At 57.2% G+C, this 22636-nt stretch carries 22 protein-coding genes, 1 tRNA gene and 1 pseudogene; 16 read left to right on the top strand and 8 right to left on the bottom strand.

Going from position 1 to position 22636, the window contains the following annotated elements:
- Nucleotides 1–39 precede the first annotated feature (39 nt).
- Entirely contained in the window at nt 40–1209 is a 1170-nt protein-coding gene (locus EO133_RS02060; RefSeq protein WP_127071012.1) for an FAD-dependent monooxygenase, read from the bottom strand.
- 190 nt (nt 1210–1399) lie between these two features.
- Here EO133_RS02060 and EO133_RS02065 point away from each other — a divergent pair, with 190 nt between their 5' ends.
- The 3 genes from EO133_RS02065 (at nt 1400) to EO133_RS02075 (ending at nt 3490) form a co-directional block, all read left to right on the top strand.
- Nucleotides 1400–2368: a quinone oxidoreductase family protein gene (locus EO133_RS02065; RefSeq protein ID WP_127071013.1), complete on the top strand. Its 969-nt coding sequence runs from the start codon at nt 1400–1402 to the stop codon at nt 2366–2368.
- Between the two features lie 89 nt (nt 2369–2457).
- Nucleotides 2458–3366, top strand: coding sequence for an aromatic amino acid exporter YddG (gene yddG / locus EO133_RS02070; RefSeq protein ID WP_127071014.1), 909 nt, complete (start codon nt 2458–2460; stop codon nt 3364–3366).
- Nucleotides 3367–3400: 34 nt separating this feature from the next.
- Nucleotides 3401–3490: transfer RNA gene (locus EO133_RS02075), tRNA-Ser, on the top strand.
- Nucleotides 3491–3614: 124 nt separating this feature from the next.
- Here EO133_RS02075 and EO133_RS02080 read toward each other — a convergent pair.
- Both EO133_RS02080 and EO133_RS02085 read right to left on the bottom strand, forming a co-directional pair.
- Nucleotides 3615–6068: a phosphotransferase gene (locus EO133_RS02080; protein WP_127071015.1), complete on the bottom strand. Its 2454-nt coding sequence runs from the start codon at nt 6066–6068 to the stop codon at nt 3615–3617.
- 334 nt (nt 6069–6402) lie between these two features.
- On the bottom strand, nt 6403–7458 hold the full coding sequence (locus tag EO133_RS02085) for a GNAT family N-acetyltransferase (RefSeq protein ID WP_164734843.1): 1056 nt from the start codon (nt 7456–7458) through the stop codon (nt 6403–6405).
- A 353-nt stretch (nt 7459–7811) separates the two neighbouring features.
- Between EO133_RS02085 and EO133_RS02090 the strand changes: the two genes are divergently transcribed.
- Nucleotides 7812–8840 carry a GNAT family N-acetyltransferase gene (locus EO133_RS02090; RefSeq protein WP_164734844.1) on the top strand — a complete coding sequence of 343 codons (1029 nt, stop codon included), beginning with the start codon at nt 7812–7814 and terminating at the stop codon, nt 8838–8840.
- A gap of 9 nt (nt 8841–8849) precedes the next feature.
- On the opposite strand, the gene EO133_RS02095 is transcribed toward EO133_RS02090, so the two are convergent.
- The 3 genes from EO133_RS02095 to EO133_RS02105 form a co-directional block, all read right to left on the bottom strand.
- Entirely contained in the window at nt 8850–9068 is a 219-nt protein-coding gene (locus tag EO133_RS02095; RefSeq protein WP_127071018.1) for a hypothetical protein, read from the bottom strand.
- 157 nt (nt 9069–9225) lie between these two features.
- On the bottom strand, nt 9226–9435 hold the full coding sequence (locus EO133_RS02100) for a cold-shock protein (protein ID WP_127071019.1): 210 nt from the start codon (nt 9433–9435) through the stop codon (nt 9226–9228).
- 218 nt (nt 9436–9653) lie between these two features.
- Nucleotides 9654–9863: a hypothetical protein gene (locus EO133_RS02105; RefSeq protein ID WP_127071020.1), complete on the bottom strand. Its 210-nt coding sequence runs from the start codon at nt 9861–9863 to the stop codon at nt 9654–9656.
- A gap of 126 nt (nt 9864–9989) precedes the next feature.
- On the opposite strand from EO133_RS02105, the gene EO133_RS02110 reads away from it, so the two are divergent.
- The 10 genes from EO133_RS02110 to EO133_RS02155 all read left to right on the top strand — a co-directional run bounded on the left by EO133_RS02110 (nt 9990) and on the right by EO133_RS02155 (nt 19626).
- On the top strand, nt 9990–10673 hold the full coding sequence (locus EO133_RS02110; RefSeq protein ID WP_164734845.1) for a 5-oxoprolinase subunit B family protein: 684 nt from the start codon (nt 9990–9992) through the stop codon (nt 10671–10673).
- Entirely contained in the window at nt 10670–11584 is a 915-nt protein-coding gene (locus EO133_RS02115; RefSeq protein WP_127071022.1) for a 5-oxoprolinase subunit C family protein, read from the top strand. Before EO133_RS02110 ends, EO133_RS02115 begins: the two co-directional genes overlap by 4 nt.
- The gene (locus tag EO133_RS02120) at nt 11584–12324 is read left to right on the top strand and encodes a 5-oxoprolinase subunit PxpA (protein WP_127071023.1); all 741 of its coding nucleotides are present in this window, start codon (nt 11584–11586) and stop codon (nt 12322–12324) included. The genes EO133_RS02115 and EO133_RS02120 overlap by 1 nt, the downstream gene beginning before the upstream one ends.
- A 201-nt stretch (nt 12325–12525) precedes the next feature.
- Nucleotides 12526–13452, top strand: a complete 927-nt coding sequence (locus EO133_RS02125) for a septal ring lytic transglycosylase RlpA family protein (RefSeq protein ID WP_248297981.1) — start codon at nt 12526–12528, stop codon at nt 13450–13452.
- 54 nt (nt 13453–13506) lie between these two features.
- Nucleotides 13507–14673, top strand: coding sequence for a D-alanyl-D-alanine carboxypeptidase family protein (locus EO133_RS02130; RefSeq protein WP_206513450.1), 1167 nt, complete (start codon nt 13507–13509; stop codon nt 14671–14673).
- 52 nt (nt 14674–14725) lie between these two features.
- Nucleotides 14726–15418 carry a dTMP kinase gene (tmk, locus tag EO133_RS02135; RefSeq protein ID WP_244640786.1) on the top strand — a complete coding sequence of 231 codons (693 nt, stop codon included), beginning with the start codon at nt 14726–14728 and terminating at the stop codon, nt 15416–15418.
- A gap of 5 nt (nt 15419–15423) precedes the next feature.
- Entirely contained in the window at nt 15424–16455 is a 1032-nt protein-coding gene (locus EO133_RS02140; RefSeq protein ID WP_127071026.1) for an AAA family ATPase, read from the top strand.
- Nucleotides 16456–16463: 8 nt separating this feature from the next.
- Complete coding sequence (gene metG, locus EO133_RS02145; protein WP_127071027.1) at nt 16464–18020, top strand: methionine--tRNA ligase; 1557 nt, start codon at nt 16464–16466, stop codon at nt 18018–18020.
- Nucleotides 18020–18799 carry a TatD family hydrolase gene (locus EO133_RS02150; protein WP_127071028.1) on the top strand — a complete coding sequence of 260 codons (780 nt, stop codon included), beginning with the start codon at nt 18020–18022 and terminating at the stop codon, nt 18797–18799. The genes metG and EO133_RS02150 overlap by 1 nt, the downstream gene beginning before the upstream one ends.
- Nucleotides 18799–19626 (top strand): MBL fold metallo-hydrolase, encoded by an 828-nt coding sequence (locus tag EO133_RS02155; protein WP_127071029.1) that lies wholly within the window; start codon nt 18799–18801, stop codon nt 19624–19626. Before EO133_RS02150 ends, EO133_RS02155 begins: the two co-directional genes overlap by 1 nt.
- A gap of 244 nt (nt 19627–19870) precedes the next feature.
- Here EO133_RS02155 and EO133_RS02160 read toward each other — a convergent pair whose 3' ends face one another.
- On the bottom strand, nt 19871–20512 hold the full coding sequence (locus tag EO133_RS02160; protein WP_206513451.1) for a LysE family translocator: 642 nt from the start codon (nt 20510–20512) through the stop codon (nt 19871–19873).
- A gap of 294 nt (nt 20513–20806) precedes the next feature.
- Nucleotides 20807–20944: pseudogene (locus EO133_RS20780) on the bottom strand (transposase); the annotation flags it as partial.
- A gap of 169 nt (nt 20945–21113) precedes the next feature.
- Between EO133_RS20780 and EO133_RS02170 the strand changes: the two are divergent.
- A complete protein-coding gene (locus EO133_RS02170; RefSeq protein ID WP_127071030.1) occupies nt 21114–21539 on the top strand; it encodes a c-type cytochrome in 426 nt (141 codons plus the stop codon).
- 294 nt (nt 21540–21833) lie between these two features.
- Nucleotides 21834–22619 (top strand): cytochrome c oxidase subunit II, encoded by a 786-nt coding sequence (gene coxB / locus EO133_RS02175; RefSeq protein ID WP_127071031.1) that lies wholly within the window; start codon nt 21834–21836, stop codon nt 22617–22619.
- Nucleotides 22620–22636 lie beyond the last annotated feature (17 nt).

Below are 22636 nucleotides of genomic sequence, written 5' to 3' on the forward strand. Positions count from 1 at the left end.
AGAGATAAGAGGCGGGCCGTTTGGCTCGCCTTTTTGCTGTCAGTTGCGCCCCATGCCGAACTCGATGGCAAATTTGCGCAATGGCTTAAATGACTTGAGTGCCCATAGTCCGACTGAACGCAAGGCTTGCGCTGGCAGAAGGTCGGAAAGCAAAGACTTGAAGAGTCCGTCAACAAAATGTCCGGTTCGCATCAGGTCATGCGCGCGGGTTTCAGCATATTGAGCGACCAACCGATCGGCCCAGCCGTACGACTGGCGATTGACCAACGCCAGGCACGCGGCAAGATCGGCGACATCGCGCAGTCCGAGATTGAGTCCTTGGGCCCCTATAGGCGGGAACGCATGTGCCGATTCGCCGACGAGCACGATGCCATTATTTCCTGCCTTTGCCACCGAGAGCGCCGACAGGGGGAACACATGGCTTTTCGTTAGCGGCTCGATCGCTCCGAACAGCCTCTGGGACTTCTCAAAGAGTGCTGACTGAAAACGTTCCGGGTCGGCCTGTGCAGCCAGGAGGTTTTCCTTGGTATCAATCCAGACAAGATTGGCCTTGTCTCCTGCGGCTGGCACAAGCGTAAATGGTCCGTTTGGGTAGTGAAATTCTATCGAACAGTTCCCAATGGGCCGCTCTAGCGCCAGGTCGCAGACAAGCGCGGATTGGGCATAGCTATGTTCGCGTGTCGCAATACCTGCAATCTGGCGGGTTTTCGATTGCTTGCCATCGGCACCGACGACCAATTCGGTGCTGAGCGTGGTGCCATCTTTGAGTTTCAGGTGCCAAATGCCGTCAGTGCGTTGGGCGGCGGATAATGTTGTGTTCCGAATCTGTAGGGGTGCGCCATCGGGCGTCGACTTGCGAAAAGCCGCGCTCAAGGCGGTATTGGCAAAATTCCATCCGAACGCGTCGAGGTTGAATTCCTGTGCCGTAAAAAGCGTCTCTGGCGCACGCAGCATTCTGTTTGTGGCATCGATGATGCGAATCTGCGCCAAAGGCGTGCCAAGGCTGGACGGTTCACCTATCAGCCCGACGTCCTGCATGAATTTCACGCTCGGCATCATCAGCGCCGATGTGCGGGCATCAGGTGCGCCCGACGGGGCGACATGCACGGTTGAAAATCCGCTATTTGTTGCGACATGTGCGGCCGCAATGCCGGCAAGACCGCCGCCGATAACCGCAATGTCGACATGTTCGGTGGATTGCTCTGACATCTTCGCCTCGCGTCCTTATTGGTTTCAGAGATAGGCTCTGGCGCGATCTTGGGCAAGTTCGGATCCGTTGCGACAAATTGATGCCAATGTTCCTCTTGGTGTTTTCCGGCGCCGTATGCAAAGTTCGTTCAATGGCTCGTCCGTTTTTCGTACCCGGCACAAAAAGACCAAGGGGAAGGATCTCAACCTCATGAAAGCAGTATTTGTCGATGAATTCGGTGGCGCCGAGGCAATGACCGTGCGCGATGCCGAAGCGGGAAAGCCCGGTTCGGGCGAACTCTTGATTCGTCACCACGCGATCGGGGTCAACTTTATCGACGTTTATCACCGGACTGGTCTCTATCCCAACCCGTTGCCCGTGACACCCGGTTCGGAAGGGGCGGGGGAAGTGCTGGCTGTTGGACCCGGCGTTGCTGGTTTCAAGCCGGGGGATCGAATCGTTTATCAAGGCGCAATCGGAGCATATGCGCAGGAGCGTGTTTTGCCGGCTGCACGGGCCGTAATTTTGCCCGACGGTATTGATTATGAAACCGGCGCGGCGATCATGCTCAAGGGCCTTACTGCCTATTATCTGCTTTTTCTGACATGGCCGGTTCGGGCCGGAGAGACCATTCTATTTCATGCCGCTGCTGGGGGCATGGGGCTTATCGCCTGCCAATGGGCCAATTCGATCGGCGCGCGGGTCATTGGTACGGCAGGTTCGCCGGAGAAGGTTGAACTGGCAAAGGCCAATGGCTGCGATGAGGTCATCAACTACAGTGAAGAGGATTTTGCCGAGCGCGTCAGTGAGTTTACGGGGGGCAAGGGCGTCGACGTGGTTTACGATGGCGTCGGACAGGCCACGTTTGAAAAATCGCTCGACTGCCTGCGCCCCATGGGCCTGATGGTCAGCTATGGCAATGCAACCGGCCCAGTCTCGGTGCCCGATCTCGGCATTCTGGCTCGTAAGGGGTCTCTGTTCGTCACGCGGCCAACCGGAGCGCATTACTTTGCCGAGCGCGAAGCGTTGCTGACTGGCGCCAAGGCGCTGTTTGCAGCCGTCGAATCCGGCGCTATCAAGCCGCATATCGGACAGCGCTTCAAGCTGGAGGAGGCCGCGGACGCGCATCGTGCGCTTGAAGGGCGCAAAACCGTAGGATCGACGATTTTGCTGCCATAATTATGCTGTTTTCGGCGCTGTATCGCTGATACGCAAAGTGACCGGCCCAATGCGGACCGTTCACTGGCTTTATTGTGAGGATCCCTCCAATGCACCGCGCAACTCTGGTCGGCTTCAGCGCCGTTTTGATGTGGTCGCTGCTTGCGCTGTTTTCGAGCTATGCTGGGGCCGTACCGCCGTTCCTTTTATGCGCGCTTTCCTTTGCTGTTGCGACGGTGGTTGGCTTTCTTGCCACGGGTTTGCGCAACCCCGCGGCCAAAGCAAAGGTTCCGGTTGCGGCTTGGTGTGTGGGCGTTCTGGGCCTGTTTGGCTACCATTTCTTCTATTTCTCGGCCGTTCAGAACGCGCCGGTCGTTGAAGCAAACCTCATCAACTATCTCTGGCCGTTGCTGATCGTGGTGGGGTCGGCGTTGATGCCGGGCGAGGGGTTGCGCTGGCATCATATTGCCGGAGCAGGGCTGGGGCTCGCCGGGACAGTCTTGATCGTTTCCGACGGCGGACGATTCACCTTTGAAATGCAATATCTCGCCGGCTATGGGCTGGCGGTCTGTGCGGCCATAACCTGGGCCAGTTATTCGCTGATCTCCCGCCGGTTTTCTCAGGTCCCCACGCGCATGGTGACATGGTTCTGCGCGGCGGCATCGATGCTCTCGCTCGTATGCCATCTCCTGCTGGAACAGACGGTGATGCCCGCCTCCCCGACTGCCTGGCTGGCCGTTCTGGGGCTTGGACTGATGCCGGTCGGTGGAGCATTCTTTGTCTGGGATTATGGGGTCAAGCACGGAAACATTCAGGTACTCGGGGTGTCCAGCTATGCCGCGCCGCTCTTGTCGACCCTTATCCTGATTGTGGCGGGAGCCGCTGTCATGACCGTACCGGTTGCATTGGCATGTCTGCTCATTACATTTGGTGCGTTGCTGGCGTCCAAGGACATGCTCATAAAGCGTAAGCCGGATTCGACTTCGGTGGTACTGGACAGGCCCGGCACAACCGGCTAAACGGCTGCTTGCAACGCCAAAGGCACGCATTAACGGGTGGGTGGCAGAGTGGTTGATTGCACCGGTCTTGAAAACCGGCGGGCGTGAGAGCGTCTCGGGAGTTCGAATCTCCCCCCACCCGCCATTTGCCTCCGCCCTTACCGGGATGAGGACTGCTCCATAATGATCTGCTCCGGGCTGGCTTGCCTCGCGGCGTAACAGGCTTGGGGCCGACATTGTGTTGAACTGTCGCCCGGCCTGCCGACAGTCTATGCCTTCGTTCTGGTGATTTTTCGCAGCACCCAATCCACATTGAGCCCGAGCCACAATTTGTTGCTGCGGCTGGCCTCCGATCTGTCGAGATTGGCAGAGACGTGGTGGAGCCAGGCCAGGATCACCAGATGCCGGATTGTCTGTGGATCATCGTGCCAATCGAAGCTGCCATCGGGCGGGGGGCCAAACCAGGAGCGTTCGGCAGGACGCCAGGAGGGTTTCCCGAGCAACTCGTGGACAATAGGCCCCAGTTCCTGCCCCTCGGCCATGGTTCTGGTGATGAGTGCCAGCGTGCAGATGTCGAAGCCCTGCGGTGCATCATATTCGGCATGATCCCAATCGAGGATGCCTGTCAGGCGCAAATGAGTCAGACCGCGTGCGTCTTTCTTGGCGTTGTGTTCGAACAGAAGATTGCCGGGCGAGAAATTGCCATGGCTGGCGCCGAGCGGCAGCGTGCGACCGAGCCAGAAGTCGGACATATGCGCTTCGAGCGCCGGCAGCAGGAGTTGCCTTGACGTGCGGGCGCGGGGCGTGCCGTGTGCACCCAGTATCGCCAGGGGCGCATTTATCCACCGCCGCTTCCAATCCTGCGCGATTTCGATTTCGGTCGCTGTCGCGTGATGGATTGCCGTTATCGCGCGTGCAGCATCAGCAAGGCTGCTTATGCGGTTGGCGTCGGGTGAAAACAGCACACTGCTGCCTCGTCGTCCAGGTAATACTGCTTCGGCACACATCAAGGCGCTGGCATGGCGATCGCTGAAAAGCGTTTGCGGCAACAGATGTTTTAAATCCTGCAGGCGTGGATTGGAGCGCAGGCTTTCGCCCATGAACATTTCGCGCGTCAATGCGTCAATGCCGGGGGTGCTCCAAGCAATCTTGAGACAGACATTGGGCTGCGAGGGAACTTCTGCACCAGTTTGAACCCGGGCAAGTGTGAGAGTAAGGCTATCTTGACTGCGTATCTCGTTATTGAGAACGCGCCATTCCTGCCCATCAGAGGCCCCGAGTTTGTTGGTCGCACTGGCAATGAATTCGTCCAGTTCCACGTTGTGATCGGCAGCGGGCTTGCTTCCCAGAATGCCGCGCAGGAAACGAGCCGCGGCAGTTGCAAGATTGAGGCTGGCATTGAGGGAGCGTTCCCGGCCATAAAGCGCAACGCCGACGATGCAGATGATCACCGCAACCAGCGTTTGCGCGATGAGCCAGCCATAGGCGACGGCAACCGGACCCAGGACCGGCAGCAGGAGGAAGCTGGCGGCAACCACGAACACAAGGGTGAGCCATTGAACGGCGGCCATGGCACGCACCCAGTCCTTGGCGCGTGCGAGCGCGAGGAAGATGGAAATAAATCCCCAAGGGATGGCCGATAGCGCCAGAACGCGCAGCATGTGGGTGCCCTCAACAGTGTATTCAGCGCCGAACAGGGCCATCAACCATGGAGCGGATATGCTGATCAGTAATGCGGCCAGAGTGACCGGAAGTATAGATTGTACGATCGCTTCTCCGATGAGAGCAGGAATGCGCTCTGCATTCACTACGCTCTCGGCCAGCAGGGATACACCCATTGCGCGCCCGAGCATCACGAGGGAATAAGTGATTGTCCAGGTAATGTGATATTGCGCGCTGGATTCGGGGCCGCCAGTATTGATGACGAGTATAGGCGCAATCCCAACTGCAATCGTCATCGAGAGGCCGGCAAGGTAATCCCAGCCGAAGAACCGCAATATATGGGTTCGCGAAATCGGTGCAGTCTGCTGTCCGGCCATCGGCTTTGGAGGTAGAAGGTGCCGCATCAGGAAGTACTGCGTTACGAGGATGGATAGAACCAAAGGTACCATCCACGTACCCAAGAGGCTCATGCCATAGCCGGCGACGCCAATAAAAGCGACCAGCATCAGGATTTTACTGATCGCATAAAGCGCGTTGATGAGCGGAACCCACACCGATTCCCGCAAGGCGCTCAGCGCGCTTTCCTGAAGCGAGAAAATTGTCCAGATCGCGATGGAGGCGCCGAAGGCCAGCGCCAGCAAAGGCATATGGGCAAGAAAGGCGAGTTCGGGAACGAAGTGGTCGGCAAAAATGATGAAGCCGACAGCCAGCACAAGCCCGCAAATAATGCCGAATCCGTAGGATGAATAGAGCAGCTTTTTCGAGTTGTTACCTGAGACCGGCAGGAAGCGCTGCAACACGTTGTTGAAGCTCATCCTTGCAGCGCTGGACAGGGTGACGACGGTCGAAATCAGAATGCCGCCGAGCCCCACTTCCGTCTGGCTGTAGAGCCGGGCGGCCAATATCCAGAAAACCATGCCTAACCCGGATGTCAGCACGGTGCTGACCATAAGGGCGTAACCATTACGGGTAAGAGACGAGCCCAAAAGGCGGCGGAGTGCGCCACGCGGGCCACGAGCGTCTTCCAGAATGGCGTCAAGACGGGTGCTTTTGTCGCTCACTGCCCGACCTCATTGGCCGGGTTTAATGTTTTTCTCTTGCCGCCGATATTGGAGGGTAGGGTTGGGGTGGATAGAAAAAACACAGCAAACAACCGAGACATTCTTGCCTCCGACGGCTCAATTACGCCCTGCCGCTCGCCAAGCTGCAAAGCCTTAAAATATATCGCCAATTGTAATCGCAACGACGTGAGAAAGCTGTTTCATGGCGATGCCGCAATATCCGACTCTATGGTATTTCCCGGATATTGAAAAGCGGCGTCATGGGAAGTTTACTTGGATTGTATTATGGGCAGGTTACACGATTTTGAAATCTGCATCAGGATGCGAAATCCGCTCAATCCTTAAAGCCGATCATGCGCTTGACGAGGCCCCGCGCAGTCGCGTCGATGCGGGTGATCGGCAGTTTTTCTATAAAATATTCCTCGTACTCATACGGCATGGCGCCAAACCCTTCCTTGAACTGACTCAAGGACTTGGACCAACCGGACTCGCCCATGTGATAGTAGCGGCATCCTGCGTTGACCGCATGTTCGATCGCCATTCGATGCAGCAACTCATTTGAGCGGGTTGCCCCGACCCTTTCCTTGTCCATGGCACCGCGGGCATAATTGGCATTGCCCGCTTCAAGCACGACGATTGCGGCAATCGGGATACCCTCAAAACGCGCGAGCCATATGCGCATGGCACCGCCCATTTTTTTTGCAGCAATCTCGAACTTCGAGATTGGATCCCGCATTCCTCCGCGCAGCCGCGTCAGCCACAAAGGCTCGTTTTGCTGGCTGCCCCACCGAGTGAACGATTCTGTCAGCAGGCCATAAAATTCTGGAACCAGACGCCCGGTTGTATCGCTTTCGATCTCGACCCCCAGCTTTTCGGCTTTGCGTACTGCCGTCCGCTTCGGACCATTAAATCGTGTTTCCCACACGGTCTGGAAGCCCCCCGATAGATCGAGTATGTGGGAGCGACGTGGGATCGCATGGACCCCTGGCGGTCGTGTTGCTGCCCAAACTGGTCCCTGCCGTGGATTGGGCCGCAGTTGGATACGCAAATACGGCAGTTGCAGAAGGTCTTTCCAGACTGCTTCGGCGACCTCGATCGTAAAGGGGCGCGTGCCGATTATGCCTCCCTGACCACAAGCGCTTGGCATCGAAGCGGCTGTTGCCAGCCGTTCCGGAACGCCTTTCGGGCGAACCATTGGGAGAATGAACGCGCCACCGTCTTCAGCCGTGTAAAGGCGGCTGCAATCGAGAAATCTACCAGATTGGCAAATGCTGTCGAACCATTGCGGGAGATGGTAGGCAACCGCTTCAGGATCATTTTCTAGCGCCTGGACCCAAGCTGTCCGGGGAGCAGGTGTGCTTGCGGTCAGTCTGTTGTAAACGGCGTACATGTGCGCCCCTCCAGGCATCCCAACACATACTGGCGAATAGGATCAACCTCAATAAGCCTCAAAATACACCGTGCTCCAAGAACTTTTGACTACTTTATACTGTAAGTTTAAGGTAGGTGGTACAATTTCAGCTATTTCATTGAAATTGTTATCTTTTGCTTTTACTTGACGAGAGTGTTTGTTTTCAACAATCTTGTTCCAGATGGTCGACAAGCAAGAACGGTGCTCCAACGATGCCGACGGAGTTTGCGTCATTGTTGATACAAGGGGGGGTATTGGGCTCAGGAGGACTGGGGCCACAAGCCGTCTTTGCCGCTGTCCCATTTTTTAGAAGCAAGCCTGTTGTTCTAGAGGTGCAAACGCCGGCACCGCGTGACCATTGGCGGCGGCTCCTGGATCTCGATCCTGAGGCTATGCCGGACCAGTCGCCCGAAATCACGGACTGGATTTGTGAAGCTGGCCGGTTTCGGGATGCCAGCCGGTATTATCGCGCCGATGACGGTGCCGAATTCATATTGCCAATGGTTCGTTCCCGGAAGCTGCCAACGCACTTTGGTATGGCCGCTTCATTGCCGCTTGCATGGGGTACAGGCGGAATCATCGGCACGCGACCGGTCGACCCGGCCGTTGTTTCGCAGATTTTCGGGGATCTGGCAGGATTGCCCTATTTGCAGATTGTCATCAGCCCCAATCCGCGGGTTGGTTCCGTTTGGAAAGACGCCGTGCCGCCCAATGTTGTGACCACACAGCGCCTTGCCCATGCCATTGATGTTGCCGAGGGGTACGATCATGTGTGGGCAAAAAAGTTCAGCAAGACGACACGTTCACGCATACGCAAGGCAATGCGGCACGGCCTGCATGTAGAGGCTGATAATACCGGGCGCCTGATGCCGGTTTTTTGCGACTTGCTCAAGCTCTCACTCGATCGGTGGGCAAAGAGCCAGAACGAGCCGAGAATGCTTACGCATCTGCGCGGATATTTTCGGGATCCGCCCAGCAAGTTTGAAGCGCTCGCACGGCACATGGGCGAGGCTTGTATGGTTTGGGTTGCCTGGGACGGGCGTCGGCCCGCAGCAGCGTCCATCGTTCTTTACGGGCGCAACGCCAACGACATTCGCTGCGTCATGGACAAGGAAATCGCCAGCACCAGCGGCGCAAACGATTTGCTGCTACATCACTCTATCGCCCATGCCTGCGAACGCGGGGCGGGGCTATACCATCTCGGGGAGACCGGGCCATCTGCATCACTGGCGCATTTCAAGAAGCGGTTTGGCGCCGAGCCGTATCCATACGCTGACTACGCCGTTGAAAAGCTGCCGTTAACGCGCTTTGACAGGTCGGTCCGCTCGATCGTGAAGCGGATGATAGGGTTTAAGGATTGAAAGCCAGTGTCAGGTATTTCGTACCTTGGGCGTGAATGCAATGACGTTGGGTTGCGCGTTCTCTGGTGATTTGCGGTAAGCAATTTCCCAAGCGTTTTCCAAAAGCTCTTCGATCGACAGGCTCAACGGCGCCGGCAAGCCCGAAGTGCGGAAAAGAGTATCAAGCAGCACATCGGCCTGATTGCAGACTGTGCGTGCTTGTCCATCGATGGGAGAATTTTGAGCCATGGCTGGATGATCGCATGAGCCTACAAACGCATGGCAAAAAACGGTGCGAGGATTTAAGTTAAACTTGTTCTGAAAAAGTGAGCAAAAACAAATAAAAAGGGCGCCGCTTGGACGCCCTTAATATCAGAATGGCGGCGCGAAAATTGCGCCGAAAACCTTATGCTGCGTCAGAAAGATTGACTGCAGAAGTGCGGCCGTCACGGCCAGCTTCGAGTTCGAAGTTTACCTTCTGGCCTTCAACCAGGGTCGACATACCCGAACGTTCTACAGCGGAAATATGCACGAAGGCATCTTTGCCACCATCGTCAGGCGTAATGAAGCCAAAACCTTTGGTGGTGTTGAAGAACTTTACGGTACCGGTAGCCATATTGGATATCCCATTTAGTGGAGCCCACCGTCCAGGAACGTGGGCAGAATTTTCCGGAAACACCATGTTTCCGAACCTAGACGCTCGCAAAATCAGGGTATCCAAATCAACCGGCAAGCCGGGCAGTTAGGGTAGCCAAGAGCTTCGAAACGTATGACGCGCATTTTGCATACCAATCGTGAGCAAAGCAAGGCAGAACTCGCGTAATATTTGAAATATCAGAGTTTTGGTGGCTTGCGATCTTCCGGGTCCATGCGTGTGGAGCGTCGTTTGCGCCGACGGGTAATGATATACATAAGGACGGCGACGATCAGTGCGGCTACGAGCATGACCGCCCCGAATTGTGCAGCATCCAGGCCTGCGCCCAGCATAAGCAGCACCGCCAGCAGGATCATGGCGGCAATGGCAAATATCCTCTTGTTTTGCATAAATATCCTCGCCCGATTTTCCGCCATGCTGAAGCTTAATGTCTCGATTGGCAAGTGGCGGCTTGGCAAGGCGATATCAATCCAGCATGTATGTGGCGGGTTGATTTGGGTCAAAGGGCGCAACGAGTGACTGACAGTATTAGCAACGACATCGTTCCTACGCTCATGCCATTGGGCGATGCCGGGATGCTGGTGAAATTTTCCAATGTTCTGAGCGATATGGCGAACCGGCGGGCCATTGGGTTTTCACGCCTCGCAGAGGCGAAGAAACTGCCCGGTGTTGTCGAAGTCGTTCCCAATCTGGTGTCGGTCCTGCTACGCTATGATCCAATCGAGATCAGTTTTTCAAGACTTGCCGGTGAAGTGCGCATGGCGCTTCAAAACCAACCAGACGCATTGGCCGTTGAGGGGGGGCGCCACGAGATTGCCGTCGTTTTCGGTGGCGAGTCCGGGCCTGATCTGAACGAAGTCGCCAAGCTGCTGGACCTGGAACCTGAAGCCTTTGTCGAGGCGCACAACAGCGCACCTCTGCGGGTGATAGCCACTGGTTTTGCGCCGGGATTTGTATATTGCGGCATGCACGAAGCGGAACTGGTGGTGCCGCGTCGTGCGCAGGTTCGCCGCATCGTTCCGGCGGGGTCGGTTCTGTTCGCGGCCGGGCAAACCGCAATCGCGGCAACGGATATTCCAACGGGCTGGCATGTGATCGGCAGAACCGATTTCAGAAACTTCGATCCCGGCGTCATGCCGCCCACACGGCTGCGGGCTGGCGACACAATCGTGTTTGCAGCGGCAGAAGGCATATTATGACCCACGGTATTGAAATCACACGAGCAGGGCCGCTTGTGAGCATCCAGGATCATGGCCGTCCTGGCTTGCTGGCACATGGAATATCGGCATCCGGTCCAATGGATCGGCAGGGGTATTTCGCAGCCGGGTGCGCCTGCGGCAGCGCAGATGCCGCGATTGAATTTGGCGTTCTGGGGTTTGATTTCACCTATCATGGCGCAGCGGAAACCATTGTGGGCTTTTCCGGCGGGAAATTCTTGCTTGCGATCAACGGCAAGCGCGTCGCTTGGCCAGGCAGCGCTACGTTAGAGGACGGAGATCGCGTTACGATTTCCATGGGTGCGCAGGGCAATTACGGCTATGTCCGGTTCGATCGCTCTATAGAGGTTCGGACCCTTATGGGTAGCAAGGCTACAAACATAACCGCTGGCTTGGGTGGATTTGAAGGGCGACCGCTTGCAAAGGGCGATTTCATTTCATTTTCGCAAGATCGCGTATCGAAAGCGCGCGGCGAAGGTGCGACGGAGCCATCGCAACCCGATTGCGATTCCATTCGATTTATCTGGGGTATTCATGCTCATGTTTTTGCGCCGGGCACGCAGGCTACCTTTTGTGAAGCTGATTTCACCATTTCATCGCAGATCGATCGCATGGGAATACGCCTTATTGACAAGACCCGCGTTTTTGCCGGTCAGCAAGTTTTGTCGCTCGTTTCGGACGCAGTTGTGCCGGGAGACATCCAGATACTGGGCGATGGAACGCCCGTCGTTCTGATGCGCGACCATCAGCCAACCGGCGGCTATCCTCGGATCGGAACGGTGATCGATGCCGATATGGACCGGCTGGCACAACAAAGACCGGGCGCGACTATCAAGTTCCAGCCTATTCGGGTTGAGGTCGCGCAGCGTTTAGTAAGGGTAGGTGGTGTCTAATGGGCAAGCTTGATCTCAACGCCGATCTTGGAGAGGGTGTCGGCGACGATGCTGCCATGCTCGCCATTGTAACCAGCGCCTCGATTGCCTGTGGCGGTCACGCGGGCGATGAAGCGACGATGCGGGCGGCCATTCGGTCAGCGAAGGCCCATGGTGTCACCATTGGCGCGCATCCCGGCTTTGTCGATCCAGATCATTTTGGCAGGCGCCGCCTCGATTTGCCACACGATGTCATTGCTGGCCAGATGGTCGAGCAGGTCGCGAGGCTGATTGCCGTGGCTGCGGAGGAAGGGAGTAGTGTGGCTTACGTAAAGATCCACGGTGCCCTTGCCAATATGGCTGCCGAAGACCGCGCGCTTGCAGTAGCGATATTTTCTGCAGTTAAGGAGGAGTTCCCCCAACTTGCGGTTTTAGCGCTCGAGGCCTCCGAGCAGGAAAAGGCAGCATTGGAACTGAGCATGGCTGTCATTGCCGAGGCCTATGCAGATCGCGCTTACCAAGGGCCGGGTCGCCTCTTGTCGCGCAGTGTTGCCGGTAGCGTGTTGCATGACAGCGAAGAAATCGTGCGCCGTTGCCTGCGGCTTGCCGAGCGTGGCGAGATCGTTGCTGCTGGTGGCAAGCCGTTCCATTCAAACGCCCGCTCTCTCTGCCTTCACGGCGATACGCCGGGTGCTGTCGCAATTGCTGCGGACATCAGAAAGTCGCTTGAGCAGGCCGGATTTCTGGACGGATTTTCATGAGCGAATTCACTTCTCATTAACGGACTATACACAAAGCTGTGGTTTTTCGGAGGCTTGAGGGGGCTGAGCCGTCACACAAGTTTTACCGATAGGTCTGGTTGTATGAGTTTGCGTTCGTTAGTGTTGCGTAAGTCTTCCAAGGGGCTTTTGCCGGTCGCGTCTGCGTGCTGCGCACTGTTTCTCGCCGGATGCGGCGGGCCGATGGCCGACATATTCAACGGAACGAAGTTTTCCGAAAGATCGATGGGCGTTTCTGCGTCTCCGCGTGTCACCAGTTCGCGCAACGTCCCCAAGGGAGGCGGGCGCCATCAAGTCGGCCAACCCTATACGGTGGCTGGTCAGACCTTTGTTCCACGCGAGCAACCCAATCTTGATGTCGTGGGGCAGGCGTCGTGGTATGGCCCGGCTTTCCACGGGCGCTTGACAGCAAATGGCGAGATTTTCGATCAATATCATCTGTCCGGCGCGCATCCGACGCTGCCGCTTCCTTCTTACGTGCGTGTCACCAATGTCGCCAACGGGCAATCCGCACTGGTGCGGATCAACGATCGCGGGCCGTTCTCGCGTAACCGGGTGATCGATCTTTCGCGCCGCACAGCGGAAGTGCTCGGATTCAAGCAGCAGGGTATCGCCAATGTTCGCGTACAGTATGTCGGTCCAGCACCACTTAACGGCGATGATACGCGTTTTCTGGTCGGCGCAATAAATCAGTTGACGCCATATGAGCGCGACATGGGCACGCGGATGGCCTATCAGGATATTCAAGTAGCTCAGACCCCGGCGCCGACTGCCGTAGACGCGGTCGCCGGCGCTGTCGATGCCCCGCCCGCCGACGTGCCGTTCCAGATTCTGTCTTACGGTCAAGGCGCAAGCCTAGATATTGCCGCTGACATCGAAAGCGAGCCGTCAGGAACGGCCGTTCGCCTTGATCTTGGCAATTTTTCGGACGCCGGGCACGCACAGATGATCGCACGCGAGTTTGCTGTGCTTGGTGCCGTGGATCAAGTCGAATACACCTACGAGCATGGCTCCAGCATTACACTCACACTCAGCCACCTTCGCGAAGGTGTTACAGAAAACGATGTACGATTGCTGGCGGATCAGCTTGGCTTAACTGGTTCATTTTAGTATAAAATACCTGCAGTTCTTTTGGGGAGGCGTTTCGGCGCGCAGGTGTTTGTAATGAGTGTTTGGGCACGTTTTTTCCGGTTGGCTGTCGGTGTCGCCGTGATTATGTGCTTGGCCTTGGTGCCAGCCCGTGCGCAGCTCAATTTTGAAACATCGGCCCCCTACGCTCTGCTGATGGATTACGAGTCCGGCACAGTGCTGTTTCAGCGCGATGCCGACGCGCGCATTGAACCAGCCAGCATGGCCAAGCTCATGACCTTGGCCGTGGTTTTTGATCTGCTGAGGCGCGGCATTATCAATCTTGAGGACATGTTTTATGTCAGCGAGCACGCTTGGCGCACCGGCGGTGCGCCTTCTGGCGGCTCGACGATGTTTGCCGAAATTCATTCCGAAATCAGTGTCGACGATCTTATCCACTCGGTCATCATCCAGTCCGGTAACGACGCTTCGATAGCGCTGGCCGAAGGCATAGCCGGATCGGAGGTTGCCTTTGCGGCCATAATGAACGAGTTGGCCTACGAGATCGGGATGGAAAATTCCCACTTTACCAATCCCAGTGGCTTGCCGGATCCGGACATGTACTCGACGGCCCGTGATCTGGCACAACTGGCCCGTTATATCATTCGTGAATTTCCTGAGTATTACGACTGGTTCGCGGTGCCTGACTTTACCTGGAACGGCATAAGACAATCCAATCGCAACGATCTTTTGGGCAGCAGTATCGGTATCGATGGGCTCAAGACCGGCCACACGCGAGCGGCGGGTTATGGTATCGTTGTTTCCAACAATGACGGTGGGCGGCGGCTTGTAGCGGTCCTTCACGGCATGGAAAGCGCGCGTGAACGCAGTGAACAGACGCGGCGGCTTGTTACTTGGGGTGCGCGCAATTTCGAGCGCATTCCGGCCTATGGCGCAGGTGAGATCGTCGGGCGCGTACGGGTGTATGGCGGGGAAGTGTCGCATGTCGGTCTGGTTGGGGAGGGCAGTATCGACATTTATATTCCCCGTGGCAGCCGCCGATGCCTTTCGGCAAATATCACCTACAATGCTCCGATCAGGCCACCTGTGCGAGAAGGACAGAGACTTGCGCAACTCAACATACTCTGCGATGACCAGATCATTCAGACGGCGCCGCTCTATGCGGCCGAGTCTGTGATTGATGGCGATCTGGTGCGTAAGGCTACCGATGCGCTATGGGAACTCGCGCTGGGCTGGATTTAGCGGCTGGCTCTCGCTTCGCAATCCGGGATCTTGAACGGCTGATATGAGCAGCATGGACGACAACACTCGCGCGCCGGTTTCCTCGCGGTTTATTACCTTTGAGGGTGGGGAAGGGGTCGGCAAGTCGACGCAGGTGCGAAAGCTATGTGAGCGCCTTTCGGACCAAGGCATTTCCTCCGTCCGGACCCGTGAACCTGGCGGCACACCCAAGGCCGAGGCCATTCGCTCCTTCATACTTCAAGGCAAGCCCGAAAGCTGGGGCGTCGGTGCAGAAGCTGTGCTGTTTGCGGCCGCGCGTCTCGATCACGTCAACGCATTGATCGCACCCGCGCTGGAAGAAGGAAAATGGGTGATCTGCGACCGGTTTGCCGATTCCACGCGCGCGTATCAGGGACTTACCGGCGGGGTCGATAGCAAGCTTATCGACTCGCTGGAGGCCCTTGCGCTTGACGGCCACGCGCCTGATCTTACAATCCTGCTGGATATGGACCCAGGCACCGCGTTCGGACGTGTTCGCCAGCGTGCTGCCGAAGACGGGCTCGCCGGCATCATCGACCGGTTCGAGAAGGAAGACCTGAGCTTTCATCATCGTCTACGCGACAATTTCCTCGCCATTGCAAAAGCCAACCCGCAGCGCGTGATCGTTCTGGACGCCGACAAGGACCAGGAGGCCCTCGCTGCGGCTATCTGGCAGGTGGTCGAGGAGCGGTTTCCGGAGTTGACGCAAAACCGGCGGGCGATTTAACCGCAATGGTGTTCGAGCAACGCGAGGCGGATCAGATTGAAGGCGTTGCCGCGCCTGAGTTTGGTAAGCTTGTTGGGCATGGCGAGGCGTTCGCGGGTCTCGCTGCCGCATTGACGGCGGACAGGATGCCAAGCGCGGTGCTGCTGCATGGTCCGCGAGGGATCGGTAAGGCAACCCTTGCCTTTGCCGTGGCGCGACACGTTCTGGAAGCAACTTCGGACGAAACGCCCGCGCGCATTGCTGCGCAGGTTGAAGCGCTGTCGCATCCCAACCTTTTCGTCTTGCGCAAGGCCAAGGACCCGATCAACAGCCAGAAATTCTTCTCTGCCATTCGTGTCGATGACGTACGCGCCACGCGCGACGCTTTGCAGCGCACACGCGGCCGTGCTGGCTATCGGGTTTGCATCATCGACAGTGTGGATGACTGCAATATCAATTCGGCCAACGCGTTACTTAAAACACTTGAAGAACCACCTGAACAAACGCTGTTCATTGTTCTCTCGCACCGGCCTGGCGGCATGCTTGCCACTATCAAGTCCCGCTGCCAGAGTTTTGGCTTGCGGGGGTTGGCGCCGGATGATGTTGCGAAAGTCATTTCCCGTGCGCGGCCCGACATTCCGGCTGATGCCATCGAACGCGCAACGCAGCTTGCAGCAGGACGTCCCAGGCGCGGGTTTGAGACCCTCATGCTTGAGGAAGGCGATGTGCTCGATGCCCTGATGGCCTGGCTGGCATCACCCCATAACCAACCTACCCGTGCTCAACTGGCAATTGCGGAAGCCTTGGCTGGCGCAAAAGGGGCCGAACTCTTGTTCGCGCAGGATATGATCCGAGACTGGATGGCGCGAGAAGCCGAGCAAGCCGCGCGGGCAGGGCGGGGCGCGCGTTTCCGGCTTGCTTCGGCCAACGTGCTGTGGGACAAGGCCAACGCCCTGTTTGCCGATGCCGATATCTACAATCTGGATCGCAGGCAGACCTTGGTCGCCGTGTTCGATCTGATCCGTGACCATGCGCGCAAAATAGTCCCTCAAGGTTAGTTCCGCTGATGAGTCGCTCTACATTTTATATTTCCACGCCGATCTTTTACCCCAATGGTGTTCCTCACATCGGTCACGCCTATACCGCGATGGCCTCGGACGTCATTGCGCGATTTCACCGGCTGGATGGCAAGGATGTTTTCTTTCTGACCGGCACAGACGAGCACGGCCAGAAGATGCAGCAGACGGCGGAGAAAGAGGGCATGAATCCGCTCGATCTCGCGACGAAGAACTCGCAGGTTTTCAAGGATTTATGGTCTGTCCTTAATATCTCGTTCGACGATTATATCCGAACGACCGAGCCGCGCCATCACGATGCCTCACAAGCGATCTGGAACAAAATGGCCGATCGCGGCGATATCTATCTCGATTCCTATTCGGGTTGGTATTCGGTTCGTCAGGAGGCCTTTTTCGATGAGAAGGAAACGACCGTCGGCGAAGATGGCGTGCGCCGCGAGCCGCTCGGTTCGCCGGTTGAGTGGGTTGAGGAAGAAAGCTATTTCTTCAAGCTCTCGGCTTACCAGGACAAACTTCTTGCCCATTACGAGGCCAATCCCGGTTTCATCGCCCCAGGCGAGCGCCGAAACGAGGTTATGAGCTTTGTCAAATCCGGGCTTAGAGATCTTTCTATTTCGCGCACGACCTTCGATTGGGGCGTAAAGGTTCCCAATGATGCCAAGCACATCATGTATGTCTGGGTCGATGCGCTGACCAATTACCTCACGGCAATCGGCTATCCGGACGAGGCCGACAGCCGCTGGAAATACTGGCCTGCCGACATTCACATGATTGGCAAGGATATCGTGCGCTTTCATGCGGTTTATTGGCCGGCCTTCCTGATGAGCGCCGGTATCGAACTGCCTAAACGCGTCTTTGCGCATGGCTTCCTGTTCAATCGCGGGGAGAAAATGTCCAAGTCCGTCGGCAATGTCGTCGATCCGTTCGATCTGGTCGAGCGCTACGGTCTTGACGCAATGCGCTATTACTTCCTGCGCGAAGTCTCGTTCGGGCAGGATGGTTCGTATAATCACGAGGCAATCGTCAATCGGATCAATGCCGATCTTGCAAACGATCTGGGCAATCTGGCGCAGCGTTCCTTGTCCATGGTGGCCAAGCATTGCGAAGGCAAGGTACCGGTGCCGGGCGCGTTTTCTGCCGATGACGACGCTATCCTCAAGGCTGCCGATGCGCTGCTTGCTCAGTCGCGCGCGGCCATGGACGAACAGGCGATCCACGCCATGCTTGGCGCCGTCTGGCAGGTGGTCGCCGATGCCAACCGCTATTTTGCGGCGCAGGAGCCTTGGGCGCTGCGCAAGAGCGATGTCGAGCGTATGCAAACGGTGCTTTACGTTACGATAGAGGTTGTGCGCCAGATCGCCATTCTTGCCCAGCCGGTAATGCCGGACTCCTGCGGAAAACTGCTCGATCTACTCGGATTGGACGCGGATAAGCGTGATTTTGCGCATCTGGGATCGGATAACCGGTTGGTTTCTGGCGTCGATCTGCCCGCGCCGCAAGGCGTTTTCCCGCGCTATGTCGAAAAGGATGGCGAGGCCGCTTCATAATGCTGATCGACAGCCACTGCCACCTCGATTTCGATGTGCTTTCGGCCGATCTCGAAGGCCTGTTGGCGCGTGCGCGCGCCAATCAGGTTGTCGGCTGCGTTACGATTTCCACGCGCATCCGTCGCTTTGATGCCATTTCCGCCATCGCTCAGGTCCATGAAAATGTCTGGTGCTCGGTCGGCACGCACCCTCATAACGCGCATGAGGAACTTGATATAAGTGCCGAAGAAATAATCAAATTATCTCAACATCCAAAATGCGTTGCTATTGGTGAAGCCGGTCTCGATTATCATTATGACTCATCGCCACGCGCGGCGCAGGCGCAAGGCTTCCGCAAGCACATCGCGGCAGCGCGAGAGACTGGTTTGCCTTTGGTGATCCACGCGCGTGCAGCCGACGACGACATGATCGCAATACTGGAAGAAGAAGCAGAGCAGGGGGCCTTTCCCTTTGTTCTGCATTGTTTTTCCTCCGGTGTGGCCTTGGCCAGACGCGGGCTTGAGCTTGGCGGCTATGTTTCCTTTTCCGGCATTGTGACCTTCAGGAATGCGGTTGAAATTCAGGAGGTTGCACAATTTGTGCCAGCCGACAGGTTTCTGGTGGAAACCGACGCACCATATCTGGCGCCGGTGCCGTTTCGCGGCAAAACCAACGAGCCGGGTTTCGTCCGGCATACGGCTGAAAAGCTGGCGGAATTGCGCGGAGAAAGTTTCGAGCGCATAGCCGGGCAATCGACCGAAAATTTCTTCCGGTTGTTCTCAAAAGCCCGGATGGACTGATGGACCGCGCGGCGCCTTCCACACGCATTGTCGCGCGGATACTGGGCTGCGGCTCGTCGGGCGGCGTGCCGCGTGTCGGTGGCGACTGGGGCGCGTGCGATCCTGCAAATCCGAAAAATCGCCGGCGACGTTGTTCGCTGCTGATTACGGGAACCTGTGCCGATATGCCGGGCAAGACACAGATTCTGATCGATACCGGCTGCGATTTACGTGAACAGCTACTCGATGCCGAGGTTAGCGAGATCGATGCGGTTTTCTACACGCATGAGCATGCCGACCATACGCATGGGATCGACGATCTGCGCGTTCTGGCGCTCAATTCACGCCGTCGCGTCGATGTCTATATGAGTCTCGATACCGAGCGGCGGCTGCGTCAGGCCTTCGGTTACTGCTTCTCGGCGCCTGAAGACAGCCCGTATCCGCCGATCCTCAATGCCAATTCCATTGCTGCTGGTGAGACCACACTTATCGAAGGCGCTGGCGGCGCTATCGAGATCACGGCCTTTGAGCAAGTCCATGGCAACATTACCTCGCTCGGCTTCCGGGTTTGCGATTTCGTCTATTCCTGCGATCTTTCGGACATTCCAGAGCAGTCGGCTGCGGCAGTCAGTGGGCTCAAGACCTGGGTGCTCGATGCGCTGCGCTACAAACCGCATCCCAGCCATCTCAATCTGGAGCAATCACTGGCTCTGATCGAGCGCTATAGACCTGGACGGGCGGTTCTGACGAACCTGCACGTGGATCTCGATTACAATGTGCTCAACGCCGAAACACCACAATCGGTAGAGCCGGGATTTGATGGCATGGAGATCGTGGTGCGCGGCTGATTTTGGCTTGCCGACCGGCGTTTTCGCCAGAACGATTGCATTCCTACATCTCAAAAAGTTCCATAATATATATTATGCGAATTACTGATATGGCGGCTATTTGGTATCGAGACAGTTGAGCAAGTTATAGATAAGCAGCCGGTCGCGGTGTCGGCAGTCATTGTACAGTCCTAGCCCTCGCCCTTCGATCAGGAGGCTCGTTTGGCCGTTCTAACAACCCAGAGGCTGACTGACGGAAATGATCTCAGTTCCTCTCGGTCGCAAGTCGAATGGCAAACCAGGTCAGGCAGCCGCCGACGCCAGCCTCGATCCACCGCCGTGCCCGATCATAGGCCAACCGGAAAGGGCGCGACGACAGGAGCACAGCATAGGTCCCGTGGCCTAACAGCGATATAGAGAAGGCGCCAGCCACGAAGAGAGCGACCACGGCCGTCGGCGCGTTCTGGGTGGCCCCGACGGCGGCGACGGCCAACCAGAAGACGATGGCCTTGGGGTTGGTCAACTGCATGGCGAGCCCAATCCCGAAGGATCGCGCAAACCCTCCTGCGCCAACCGCCGGTGCGATCCCTATGACGGGTGGGGTCAACGCTCTTTGCCAAGCATTGATCGCCAGCCACATCAAGTAGCACGCTCCGACGACGCGGATCACGGTCGATAGCCAGGCCACTTGCTCCATCAATAAGCCCAATCCCTGAGTGGTGGCAAGCGCAAGGCAAGCCGCCCCGACTGCGATGCCCAACGAGGCGGCGAGCGCAGGCGCCCGTCCCTGTGACAGCGCCAACCCCAGCAGCATCGCGACTCCGGGACCAGGTGAAGCGACCCCGATAGCCTGGATCGCATAGGCCGCCGCAAAGCCAGGCAACCAGGGCAGCAATCCGTCAAACATCTCAGTTCCTTCAACTAGCGGCCGCAAAAAGCATTTTAAACACCAATCAACTTGTTCTAGACACCCGTGAACGTGATCGCAAGTGATCGCTCGCCTACCCAGTGATGGCACTGTCCGCTGAGGGCTCGAACGGTCGGTCTGGAAGGGAAGCGTGAACGACTACAATGAGATCGGAACCTGCAATTCACAGCGGTGCGCGTGAATTGGAGTTGCACTCCCCCTGCCCGCGCCCGTCCGGGCTGCTTTTCTGGAGAATATTTTGACCAAGACTTTCGCTCAGTTGAGTGCAAGCGGTCCAGCCTTCAGAAATTCCTTCGGCCAAGAATAGCTCAGGCTCTCGCCAATACCCTCACGACGGCACAGCGCAGCAATACTCTCCTCGCTTGACAAGCCGGTAACGACGATCCTGATCTTCTCCTCCGCCGAATACCGTTTGCGGCTCTTGCGCTTGGTCCCTCTGAGCGAACCAGAATGTCATGACGGTTCAATCCGAAGCGCCTTCAAGTTCAGCTTTGGCAAAATGTGTGTTCTCGGCTATCCTGCGTAGCGAGGGCCGACAGGCCGGTCTCGACGGTATGTCGCCCGCACAAGGGAGGACAACATGCGAGTGGACTGGAAGAAAAGACTTGGTGTCGCCGGACTTTCCCTGCTGTTGCTGGCACCCGGCTATACAATAGCCCAGGATATGGTAGGCGATCCGGCGAGCGGCGAAGCGGTGTTCAGGCGGTGCATGGCCTGCCATGCCGTCGGCCCCGGCGCCCGGGACAGGCCATCTGGTCCTCATCTCAACGGGATTATCGGCCAGGAGGCCGGAACCAATCCCGGCTTCAACTACTCGAATGCCAACAAAGAGTCCGGCATCGTCTGGGATGCCGAGACGCTGATGGCCTATCTCGAGAACCCGCGGCAGTTCCTGCCCGGCACCAGGATGGTGTTCCCGGGGCTTTCGAGCGAGCAAGACCGGGCCGATGTTGTCGCGTTCCTTGCGCAGTTCGATGGCGAAGGCAACCCGGTCTCCGAGGACTGAAGGCCGCAGGGGTAGCCGGATATGCCAAGTATCTAAGAGGGCCGGGTTTATTGACATCTGGCCAAGTCAATGGGACTATTCAACATTATGGACGGCGCCCGACCATCGGCGCCGATTAGCGAGTTGCGTAGAGTCGGTTCCAAGCATGTAAGGTCACCGGGAGGGGTGATGCGCGGAGCGTGGCCATGCAGACGACCACATCGCCACACGACGGCTGCCAAAGCCGGCTAGGGTTCACCTTAATGGTCTGATCCTGGCGCGCCATGCCCACTCCGGAAGAGAGGTTAGGGCACGATGTTAGTTGCACTGATGATGGTGCTGGTTGTTGTCGGCTCGATTGTTTTTCATTTTCTCAGTCCCTGGTGGTTTCCGCCGCTGGCATCGAACTGGGGCTATATCGACGACACGACCGTTCTCACCTTCGCGATAACCGGCGCAGTCTTTGCCGCAGTTGTCTTGTTCATGGCCTATTGCCTGTACCGTTTTCGGCACAAGGAGGGGAACAAAGCCACCTACGAGCCCGAGAACAGGCGTCTGGAGGTGTGGCTGATCAGCCTGACCACGGGCGGCGTGATCGCCATGCTGGCGCCGGGACTGTTCGTATGGGCGCAGTTCATATCGGTTCCCGATGACGCCATGGAGGTTGAAGTCATCGGCCAGCAATGGCTGTGGAACTACAGGCTGCCCGGAGAGGATGGGCGGCTCGGCGCGGCCGACAACCGGTTCGTCACGTTCGACAATCCGCTCGGGATCAGCCCGCACGATCCGGCCGGGCAGGATGATCTGGTTGTCATCGGCAGCGATCTCTATCTGCCAGTCGATCGCCCCATCCGGTTCGCGCTGCGCTCGGTCGATGTGTTGCATAACTTCTATGTCCCGGAGTTCCGGGCGAAAATGGATATGATCCCCGGATCGTCGACCTATTTCTGGGCAACGCCGACCAAGGTTGGGACCTACGAAATCCTGTGCGCCGAACTGTGCGGTGTCGGTCATTCGTATATGCGCGGCATCGTCCACGTCGTGACGCAGGAGGAATACGACGATTGGTTGGTTTTGCAGCGCACATTCGCCGAATTCTGATTGCGATCCAGCGTGTA

The sequence above is a fragment of the Pelagibacterium lentulum genome (genome assembly GCF_003992625.1).
In the GTDB taxonomy this organism is placed as follows: Bacteria; Pseudomonadota; Alphaproteobacteria; order Rhizobiales; family Devosiaceae; genus Pelagibacterium; species Pelagibacterium lentulum.

Coding starts and splice junctions, on each gene's coding strand:
- EO133_RS02095 (WP_127071018.1), bottom strand. CDS start 9,068: ATGGCTCAAAATTCTCCCATCGATGGACAAGCACGCACAGTCTGCAAT.
- EO133_RS02130 (WP_206513450.1), top strand. CDS start 13,507: ATGAGTGTTTGGGCACGTTTTTTCCGGTTGGCTGTCGGTGTCGCCGTG.
- EO133_RS02120 (WP_127071023.1), top strand. CDS start 11,584: ATGGGCAAGCTTGATCTCAACGCCGATCTTGGAGAGGGTGTCGGCGAC.
- EO133_RS02060 (WP_127071012.1), bottom strand. CDS start 1,209: ATGTCAGAGCAATCCACCGAACATGTCGACATTGCGGTTATCGGCGGC.
- EO133_RS02065 (WP_127071013.1), top strand. CDS start 1,400: ATGAAAGCAGTATTTGTCGATGAATTCGGTGGCGCCGAGGCAATGACC.
- metG (WP_127071027.1), top strand. CDS start 16,464: ATGAGTCGCTCTACATTTTATATTTCCACGCCGATCTTTTACCCCAAT.
- EO133_RS02170 (WP_127071030.1), top strand. CDS start 21,114: ATGCGAGTGGACTGGAAGAAAAGACTTGGTGTCGCCGGACTTTCCCTG.
- EO133_RS02125 (WP_248297981.1), top strand. CDS start 12,526: ATGGCCGACATATTCAACGGAACGAAGTTTTCCGAAAGATCGATGGGC.
- EO133_RS02085 (WP_164734843.1), bottom strand. CDS start 7,458: ATGTACGCCGTTTACAACAGACTGACCGCAAGCACACCTGCTCCCCGG.
- EO133_RS02115 (WP_127071022.1), top strand. CDS start 10,670: ATGACCCACGGTATTGAAATCACACGAGCAGGGCCGCTTGTGAGCATC.
- tmk (WP_244640786.1), top strand. CDS start 14,726: ATGGACGACAACACTCGCGCGCCGGTTTCCTCGCGGTTTATTACCTTT.
- EO133_RS02140 (WP_127071026.1), top strand. CDS start 15,424: ATGGTGTTCGAGCAACGCGAGGCGGATCAGATTGAAGGCGTTGCCGCG.
- EO133_RS02155 (WP_127071029.1), top strand. CDS start 18,799: ATGGACCGCGCGGCGCCTTCCACACGCATTGTCGCGCGGATACTGGGC.
- EO133_RS02160 (WP_206513451.1), bottom strand. CDS start 20,512: ATGTTTGACGGATTGCTGCCCTGGTTGCCTGGCTTTGCGGCGGCCTAT.
- EO133_RS02150 (WP_127071028.1), top strand. CDS start 18,020: ATGCTGATCGACAGCCACTGCCACCTCGATTTCGATGTGCTTTCGGCC.
- EO133_RS02100 (WP_127071019.1), bottom strand. CDS start 9,435: ATGGCTACCGGTACCGTAAAGTTCTTCAACACCACCAAAGGTTTTGGC.
- EO133_RS02105 (WP_127071020.1), bottom strand. CDS start 9,863: ATGCAAAACAAGAGGATATTTGCCATTGCCGCCATGATCCTGCTGGCG.
- coxB (WP_127071031.1), top strand. CDS start 21,834: ATGTTAGTTGCACTGATGATGGTGCTGGTTGTTGTCGGCTCGATTGTT.
- yddG (WP_127071014.1), top strand. CDS start 2,458: ATGCACCGCGCAACTCTGGTCGGCTTCAGCGCCGTTTTGATGTGGTCG.